Raw genomic sequence first — 8333 nt, forward strand, 5'->3', positions numbered from 1 at the left:
AAAGTACCAGATATGGGAGTGATCGGGGGGAAAATTCAGGGACTTTTTCCCTGAAAATTAGGTAATTGACCCCTTCAAAATCGGTAAAACCCTACACCCCACACCCCACACCCCACACCCTGCCCCCAAGAAAAACTTTTTCAGCAAACCCTATATAGCAATTCTCTTGCTGAGATTAGGGATTATTGTCGATAAAAAAACTTCTAAATCCCACGGCTAGTAAGGAACCACTTAGGACAGTTATCAATGTCCAAATTTGATTTTTTTGGGTTCCTTCGACTTTCTCTAAGCGTTTATTCATGTCATCAAATTTACTATCAAGAGTTTTAATATCACCTTTAACTTCCGTGAGTTCAATCTTTAAATCGGTAGTATCTTTTTGAACAGTTTTGACATCAGCTTTCATTTCCGCTTGTCCATTCTCGATCACCTTCAATCGATTGTCAACCTCAATCAGTCGAGTTTCCATGGTAGTGAGTCGAGTTTCCATGGTAGTGAGTCGAGTTTCCATGGTAGTGAGTCGATTGTCGATTTCGTTGAATCGATGTTCGATTATCTTCTGTCCATTGAGGATTAAATCTTCTAGTCTTTTTAAATCATTATCGGTAGTAGTGGTGGTGGTCATTGATTAAACTCCTATAATTTCAATTCGCTCTTAAGTAGGTAGGCGTTAAAAGTTGTCAGATCCCCCCGCCTATCGGCACCCCCCTTATCAAGGGGGGCAGGGGGGATCGAACCTAAAATCCATTTTTAATTTAATTATAACCAGCTACTTATCTTTAATTATTACAGCCTTTCTTATAAACATGAAGTATAACCTAATAACGCGCACGAAGTGGTCTCCCCAGTTCCCCACTTCCCCACTTCCCCACTTCCCCTATACCTTTTCAACAGGATTTATTATTAGCTATAGATTTGGTGCTTGAGCAAATATGTTCAGCGAGGATCACTCCCGTTAGAGTGAGATAAGATTAACTCTTATTCCTCACCCTAACTGCTAGGAAAAACCAGCAATTAAATTACGCACCTTGCCGTAATTTATCCAAAACCGATCGATCTTCTAGAGTAGAAGTATCACCAGAAATCTCTTGACCTGATGCTAAAGTTCGCAAGAGACGACGCATAATTTTACCCGATCGCGTTTTGGGCAGTACATCGGTAAAACGGATTTCTCCCGGTCGAGCAATAATGCCAATTTCCTTGACAACGTGGTCTTTTAATGCTTGCGCTAACTCCGGACTCGCTTCATAATGCCCCTCGAGAGTCACAAAAGCATAGACTTCTTCCCCTTTAATTTCATCCGGTCGTCCCACCACAGCCGCCTCTGCTACCGCAGGATGGGATACTAAAGCTGATTCGATCTCCATTGTCCCTAAACGGTGGCCAGAAACGCTCATCACGTCATCAACGCGCCCCATTACCCAGAAATAACCGTCTTCGTCCTGACGGCTACCATCCCCAGCAAAATAGAGATATTGGCCATCTTTGGGGGCGATATGTTCCCAGTAGGTATTGCGGAAGCGATCGGGATTTTTATAAACTGTTCGCATCATACCGGGCCAGGGATGTTTGACCACCAGATAACCCCCCTCATTCGCTTGGGCGGGATTACCGTCTAAGTCCACCACTTCGGCCATAATACCGGGGAAAGGTAGGGTTGCTGACCCCGGTTTGGTGGCAATTGCCCCGGGTAGGGGAGTAATCATGATCCCCCCGGTTTCCGTTTGCCACCAAGTATCGACAATCGGACATTTTTCTTTACCGATAACCCGGTGATACCACATCCACGCTTCCGGGTTAATCGGTTCTCCCACGGTTCCCAGTAAGCGCAAAGAGGATAAATCCCGGCTATTGGGGATGTCTTCACCCATTTTGATAAAAGCGCGGATAGCAGTGGGGGCAGTATAAAAGATATTAACGCGATATTTCTCGATTACATCCCAAAAACAGCCTAAATTAGAGGGACGGGGAACCCCTTCGTACATTACCGTGGTGGCACCATTGGAAAGCGGTCCGTAAACGATATAACTATGGCCGGTAATCCAACCCACATCGGCAGTACACCAGTAAACATCGGTGTCTTTCAGGTCAAAAATCCATTTGCAGGTGACATGGGTGTAGAGATTATAACCGCCGGTGGTGTGGACGACTCCTTTCGGTTTGCCGGTGGAACCACTGGTATAGAGGATAAATAACATATCTTCGCTATCCATGGGTTCGGCCGGACAGTTAGCAGATACCTGTTTTTGTAGATCATGCCACCAGTAATCGCGATCGGCAACCATATTGATGGGTTCCTTGCTGCGCTGGACAACGAGAACTTTTTCCACACTGGGGGCGCTATTATCGGCTAGAGCCAGATCCACCTGTTCCTTGAGGGCAACGACTTTATCCTTGCGGAAACCACCATCGGCAGTGATTACCACCTTAGCGGCCGCATCATTAAGACGATCGCGCAAAGCATCGGCACTAAATCCCCCAAAAACTACACTGTGGGGCGCACCAATTCTGGCACAGGCTAACATGGCGATGGCTGCCTCGGGAATCATCGGCATATAAATTCCGACCACATCGCCTTTTTTAACGCCTAATTCCTTTAAAGCGTTGGCAAATTGACACACTTCTCGGTGTAGCTGTTCGTAGGTAATGGTGCGGCTGTCCCCCGGTTCTCCTTCCCAGATGATGGCGGCTTTATTGCGTCTCCAGGTGGTGAGATGTCTGTCAATACAGTTGTAACAAATATTAATCTTGCCGTTGACGAACCATTTAGCAAAGGGGGGCTGCCAGTCAAGAGTCTCTGACCATTTTTCAAACCAATATAGTTCTTTTTCGGCTAATTGGGCCCAAAAAGCCGAGGGATCGGCCTTGGCTTTGGCGTAGAGTTGCTGGTATTCTTCAAAGCTTTTAATGGTGGCATTCTGGGCAAATTCGGCACTGGGAGGAAACAGCCGATTTTCCTGTAGGATCGATTCGATCGCTATTTCTGTCATACTGGCAAACGAAATAAATTATCTTGCGATCCAGATTACCTTTTTCGGTTCCCCCCGTAACCTTGGCAAGCAATTCTTTAAGGCTATTTTAGGATTACTCGATCCCTGACTAGCGATCGCCATTTTGCCCCAAGTGTTACAGAGTTTAAAGTTATGTCACCGATCAAGCGATGAACAGATCGCTGTAAGGTAAACTAACCGATAAACCCGAAATTTAACATGGAGAACACTCGGTAAGGAGTCATAATTCAATGTCTCATAGCGTTAAAATTTACGATACCTGTATCGGTTGCACCCAATGCGTTCGGGCTTGTCCCCTCGACGTGCTGGAAATGGTCCCCTGGGATGGCTGTAAAGCTGCCCAGATTGCCTCTTCCCCCCGCACGGAAGATTGTGTTGGTTGCAAACGTTGCGAAACCGCTTGTCCGACGGATTTCTTAAGCATTCGGGTTTATCTCGGAGCAGAAACCACCCGCAGCATGGGTCTAGCCTACTAGGCCCGGCAATCATTCTGTGTTTATCATTTAGCGAAAACTAATCTTGTTAAGAGGACTAACCAGTCCTCTTTTTTCGTTATACTCCCGTCGCTAGTGAAGATTTTAGTTAGGTAATTCTCCAAAAAGTTGACGATATTTTTGCAGTTTTGCCTCCATTTCTACTAACTGCTGATTGGCCTGTTCAGCCCGTTGGCGTTCATTTTCAGCCCGTTGGCGTTCATTTTCAGCCCGTTGCTTTTCCTGCTCCAGTAGTTGATTAATTTCGCTGTAGGACGAGAATTGAGTACCATCAGGACGATAAATTTTTAACTCGTCGGTTAAGTCAAACCGAATGCCTAAACGGGGACTCACCCAATTATTAACCTCACTAACACTGTCTAAACTGTCACCAATTCGCTGCCAAGCTTCTAGACTATTATCATCGGGATCATAGACGTAGTATTCTTGGACTCCATAGCGATCATAAAATAGCAATTTTTTGGCCATTTCGATGGAGGTATTACTGGGAGAAAGAATCTCAAAGACGACTTGAGGAGCAAGATTATCTTCTTGCCATTGTTTGTAGGAACCTCGATCGCCTTTCGGTCTGCCCAATACTACCATCGTATCAGGAGCGGCGGCAATTTTCGGCTGGCCTTGCACGGGATACCACAACAGATCCCCCGCTACAAATACCTGGGGATCATCGATATATAACCAGTCGAGATTCTGCTTAATCGTTACTATCCAGTGAAATTGTTTAGTATTATCTGCCATCGGTTTACCGTCGCTCTCAGGATAGATAATCTCGTTTTTGTTAACTTGACTAACCATGGGGAATACCTGCCGAACTCATTGGGCTATTTTTATTATATAATAAGTTTGAACTAAGTAAGGAAAAGACCGATCTTGATTTTAGAACTAGAGCAAGTAAATTTAGCTATCCGACGGGGTAGTGCTTATCTGTTAGAAGATATTACTTTTAGCATCAAGCAAGGAGAAAAGTTAGCTATTGTCGGAGCATCTGGGGCAGGAAAAACGACTCTTTTGCGATTGTTAAATCGTTTGCAAGAACCAAGCACGGGAAATATTTATTTTCAGGGTAAATCGATTCAGGAAATACCAGTTATTTCCCTGCGACAACAGATAGTTTTATTGCTACAAGAGTCGAAGTTATTAGGGATGACTGTTCGAGATGCTCTCGCTTATCCTCTGCAATTAAAAAAACTTAACCCTGCTGAAATTAATCAGAGAATTGACCATTGGACATCCCTATTAAAAATTCCCGAACAGTGGTTTGAGCGCGGGGAGTTAGAATTATCTTTAGGACAAAGACAATTAGTGGCAATTACCAGAGCTTTGCTGTTAGAACCGAGCATACTGTTATTAGATGAACCCACCTCTGCTTTAGATACAGGCACGGCCAGCAGGTTATTAGAAGTATTAAATAATCAAAGGTCAATGACAATAATTATGGTTAATCATCAACTGGATTTTTTAGAAGAATTTGCCGAGCGGGTCATTTATCTAGAAGCGGGAAAAATTGGTTCAGATTGCCTTGCTAATCAATTAGATTGGTTAGGGTTAAAAACTCAGTTAATTGATTTAGAAAAATCTCGACAAAGTGACAACTGGTAAGATTAACTTAAAATTGGTGCGCCCTCCTGAAAAACTAATAATTCTCCTGCATTAATCGCTGTCCAAACTTCATTATCAGTTAAGGGAGTAGTGGCAATAATTGCCACTTGATCGCCCGGACGAGCTAAAGCTTTAAAATCAACGCTCACATCTTCATCAATTAAATGAGCAGCGGCAAAAGGATATTGACGGATTATATAGCTTAATTTTGTCGAACAATGGGCAAAAAAATGTTCACCATCGGATAAAAGATAATTAAAAATTCCTTGACAAGCGATAGAATTTGTGATAGTTTTTAGGACTTGATAGAGTTGTTGTAGGGAAGGTTTGCCCTGGGGAAAAGTCTCTCGCAGGGTATTAAGAATTAAACAAAAAGCTCTTTCCGAATCCGTCTCCCCAACTGGTTGATAAAAATCTCCCGCAGCCGGTGAGAAATTTTCTAAATTACCATTATGGGCAAAAACCCAATATTTCCCCCACAATTCCCGCCGAAAAGGATGACAGTTTTCTAGTTTAATTTCTCCTTGGGTGGCTTTGCGAATATGGGCGATAACATTGGTAGAATGGATGGGATAGTTTTTAATTAATTCCGCAATCGGAGAAGCGATCGAGGGTTTAACATCAATAAAAGTTCGACAACCTAAACCCTCAAAAAAAGCAATTCCCCAACCGTCTCGATGTTCGTCGGTTTTCCCTCCCCGCGCACAAAATCCCTCAAAGGAAAAACAGATATCCGTGGGGACATTACAATTCATGCCTAGAAGTTGACACATAGTTGCTTGAGTTTGAACTGAACATCAGATGCTGGCAAAATTACTTACTGCCAGCAGTCGTGACAGGAGACAGGAGAATTTTTTTCAGCTGCCTCTTGCCTATCCTAGCTAAGAAATTAATCTGGCACTACTGCTAATTAGGGTTTACTGAAAAAGTTTCTTGGTGGGTGTTGGGTTTTACCGATTTTCAGAAGGTTTTTAGATTTATTCAGTAAACCCTAATTAAATCAACCTCTGAAAGACAAAAAAGGCAAAAAACCAAATTTATAGCGATAAAATGACAATTTTTTGCCTAAAAAGGTCATGTATTTGCTGTTATTGCCTTTTATCTCCCTGCATCCCTGTTTTAACTCCCATGAATCTGAATCGGGCGATCAAGATTAATTTTTTTGCCTGCTTATTGGATAAAATGGGAAATCAGGCCATCTAATCAAATCTGTATCCTTAAGGCTATGACAATTATTTCTCGATCGATCCCCCAATCACCCACTAAATCCTCGTCTATCGGCGGCTGGCGCGGTTTGATCGAAGAATATCGCCAATTTCTGCCCGTAAGCAGTAAAACCCCTGTAATTACCCTCCTAGAAGGCAATACACCCCTGATCCCCGCCCCCTATCTCTCAGCACAAATCGGGCGCGATGTCAAGGTTTTTGTCAAATATGATGGCTTAAATCCCACCGGCAGCTTTAAAGACCGAGGCATGACCATGGCCATCTCGAAAGCTAAAGAAGAAGGGGCAAAAGCGGTGATTTGTGCCAGTACTGGCAACACCTCGGCCGCGGCGGCAGCCTATGCAAGAAGGGCCGGGATGCGGGCCTTTGTGATTATCCCCGACGGTTATGTGGCCTTAGGAAAATTAGCCCAGGCTTTATTGTACGGAGCGGAAGTCATCGCTATTAATGGCAACTTCGATGATGCCCTCAAGATTGTCCGCCAACTATCAGAAAATTATCCCGTAACTTTAGTCAATTCCGTCAATCCCTACCGCTTAGAGGGTCAAAAAACCGCCGCTTTCGAGATTGTCGATGTCTTGGGTAATGCCCCCGACTGGTTATGTATTCCCGTGGGTAATGCGGGCAATATTAGCGCCTATTGGATGGGATTCTGTCAGTATCACCAGATAGGTAAATGTGACCGACTGCCCAAGATGATGGGTTTTCAGGCCGCCGGGGCTGCCCCTTTTATCTCCAAACAACCGGTTGACCATCCCGAAACCCTAGCTACGGCTATCCGTATCGGCAACCCCGCTAACTGGGAAAAAGCCTGGGCTGCTAGTCACGCTAGTCAAGGGCAATTTCACGCAGTCAGCGATGAGGAAATATTGGCAGCCTATCGGATTTTAGGGGGCCAAGAGGGGGTTTTCTGTGAACCAGCCAGCGCCGCTTCTGTGGCAGGATTATTAAAAGTGCATCAACAGGTTCCCGATGGGGCCACCGTGGTGTGTGTTTTAACCGGAAATGGCCTAAAAGACCCGGATTCGGCGGTAAAACACAGCAATAATCAACTAAAATCTGGGATTGCTCCCGAATTAACCCAAGTGGCTCAAATTATGGGCTTCTAAGCTAACGTTAATTCGGGTTAAGCAGTGCTTCTATAAAACTCCCTTAGAACTGGGAATTATACCGGCGCGACGGGGATCGATCGCTATGGCCCCACTCATCGCCCGGGCAAAAGCTTTAAAAGTAGCCTCAATAATATGATGGGAATTAATCCCGTCTAATTGGCGAATATGTAGGGTCATTTGACTGTGATTGACCAAAGCAACGAAAAATTCCCGCACTAGCTGAGTATCGTAGGTTCCCACTCTTTGGGTGGGAATTTCTAGACCATAACTGAGGTGGGGGCGACCGGAAAAATCGAGGGCAACTTGCACTAAAGCTTCATCGAGAGGGGCGACAAAATGCCCGAAACGGACGATCCCTTTTTTGTCTCCCAAAGCTTGCAGTAAAGCTTGTCCGAGGGTGATTCCCACGTCTTCATTGGTGTGATGGTCATCAATTTCTAGATCTCCAGTGGCACGCACATCGAGATCGATCGCGGCGTGGGAAGCGATTTGCTGCAACATATGATCAAGAAAAGGAATTCCTGTCTGGGCGCGACAATTGCCGCTACCATCAAGATCGATCGTCACCTGTACATCGGTTTCTTTGGTAGTACGACTAACCGAGGCGCGACGGCAAGGTGAGACAAAAGAATCGGGGATCTGGGAAGTGGAAATCATTGAAGTAAAAATAAGTAGGTAGCCGTTAAAAATTATCAGATGCCCCCTTATCAAGGGGGGACTAAGGGGGGATCGGCACCCCCTTATCAAGGGGGCTGTCCTTTAGTCACATCTTTCTTAACATTTCAAACCTTTGTAGCACAAGGCTTTCAAGACTCGGTTAACAATTTGTAATATTCCTTGTTGACACCCTTACTGACAAAGAAAAAACTGAAATCAAGTCAGGATAAGGGT

8 protein-coding genes are annotated in these 8333 nt (G+C 44.6%); 3 read left to right on the forward strand and 5 right to left on the reverse strand.

What is annotated here, in order from left to right; genetic code table 11:
• Window positions 1-175: 175 nt before the first annotated feature.
• Both IM496_RS08620 and acs read right to left on the reverse strand, forming a co-directional pair.
• Entirely contained in the window at window positions 176-625 is a 450-nt protein-coding gene (locus IM496_RS08620) for a hypothetical protein (protein WP_002756670.1), read from the reverse strand.
• A gap of 394 nt (window positions 626-1019) precedes the next feature.
• Window positions 1020-2990 carry an acetate--CoA ligase gene (gene acs, locus IM496_RS08625; protein WP_287661735.1) on the reverse strand — a complete coding sequence of 657 codons (1971 nt, stop codon included), beginning with the start codon at window positions 2988-2990 and terminating at the stop codon, window positions 1020-1022.
• Window positions 2991-3241: 251 nt separating this feature from the next.
• Between acs and psaC the strand changes: the two genes are divergently transcribed.
• Entirely contained in the window at window positions 3242-3487 is a 246-nt protein-coding gene (psaC, locus tag IM496_RS08630; protein ID WP_002764973.1) for a photosystem I iron-sulfur center protein PsaC, read from the forward strand.
• A 102-nt stretch (window positions 3488-3589) separates the two neighbouring features.
• Here psaC and IM496_RS08635 read toward each other — a convergent pair whose 3' ends face one another.
• Window positions 3590-4300: a Uma2 family endonuclease gene (locus IM496_RS08635; protein ID WP_287661736.1), complete on the reverse strand. Its 711-nt coding sequence runs from the start codon at window positions 4298-4300 to the stop codon at window positions 3590-3592.
• Between the two features lie 75 nt (window positions 4301-4375).
• On the opposite strand from IM496_RS08635, the gene IM496_RS08640 reads away from it, so the two are divergent.
• Entirely contained in the window at window positions 4376-5104 is a 729-nt protein-coding gene (locus tag IM496_RS08640; RefSeq protein WP_287661737.1) for an ABC transporter ATP-binding protein, read from the forward strand.
• Window positions 5105-5106: 2 nt separating this feature from the next.
• Here IM496_RS08640 and IM496_RS08645 read toward each other — a convergent pair whose 3' ends face one another.
• A complete protein-coding gene (locus IM496_RS08645; protein WP_287661738.1) occupies window positions 5107-5877 on the reverse strand; it encodes a class II glutamine amidotransferase in 771 nt (256 codons plus the stop codon).
• 452 nt (window positions 5878-6329) lie between these two features.
• Here IM496_RS08645 and thrC point away from each other — a divergent pair, with 452 nt between their 5' ends.
• Window positions 6330-7439, forward strand: coding sequence for a threonine synthase (gene thrC, locus IM496_RS08650; protein WP_002745674.1), 1110 nt, complete (start codon window positions 6330-6332; stop codon window positions 7437-7439).
• A gap of 30 nt (window positions 7440-7469) precedes the next feature.
• Here thrC and hisB read toward each other — a convergent pair whose 3' ends face one another.
• Window positions 7470-8099, reverse strand: a complete 630-nt coding sequence (gene hisB, locus IM496_RS08655; RefSeq protein ID WP_002801689.1) for an imidazoleglycerol-phosphate dehydratase HisB — start codon at window positions 8097-8099, stop codon at window positions 7470-7472.
• Window positions 8100-8333: the final 234 nt, after the last annotated feature.

The sequence above is a fragment of the Microcystis sp. M049S2 genome, assembly GCF_020245625.1.
Taxonomy (GTDB): Bacteria; Cyanobacteriota; Cyanobacteriia; order Cyanobacteriales; family Microcystaceae; genus Microcystis; species Microcystis ichthyoblabe_A.

Excerpts from the sequence above, each read along its gene's own strand:
- IM496_RS08620 (WP_002756670.1), bottom strand. The coding sequence starts at position 625 with ATGACCACCACCACTACTACCGATAATGATTTAAAAAGACTAGAAGAT.
- acs (WP_287661735.1), bottom strand. The coding sequence starts at position 2,990 with ATGACAGAAATAGCGATCGAATCGATCCTACAGGAAAATCGGCTGTTT.
- psaC (WP_002764973.1), top strand. The coding sequence starts at position 3,242 with ATGTCTCATAGCGTTAAAATTTACGATACCTGTATCGGTTGCACCCAA.
- IM496_RS08635 (WP_287661736.1), bottom strand. The coding sequence starts at position 4,300 with ATGGTTAGTCAAGTTAACAAAAACGAGATTATCTATCCTGAGAGCGAC.
- IM496_RS08645 (WP_287661738.1), bottom strand. The coding sequence starts at position 5,877 with ATGTGTCAACTTCTAGGCATGAATTGTAATGTCCCCACGGATATCTGT.
- thrC (WP_002745674.1), top strand. The coding sequence starts at position 6,330 with ATGACAATTATTTCTCGATCGATCCCCCAATCACCCACTAAATCCTCG.
- hisB (WP_002801689.1), bottom strand. The coding sequence starts at position 8,099 with ATGATTTCCACTTCCCAGATCCCCGATTCTTTTGTCTCACCTTGCCGT.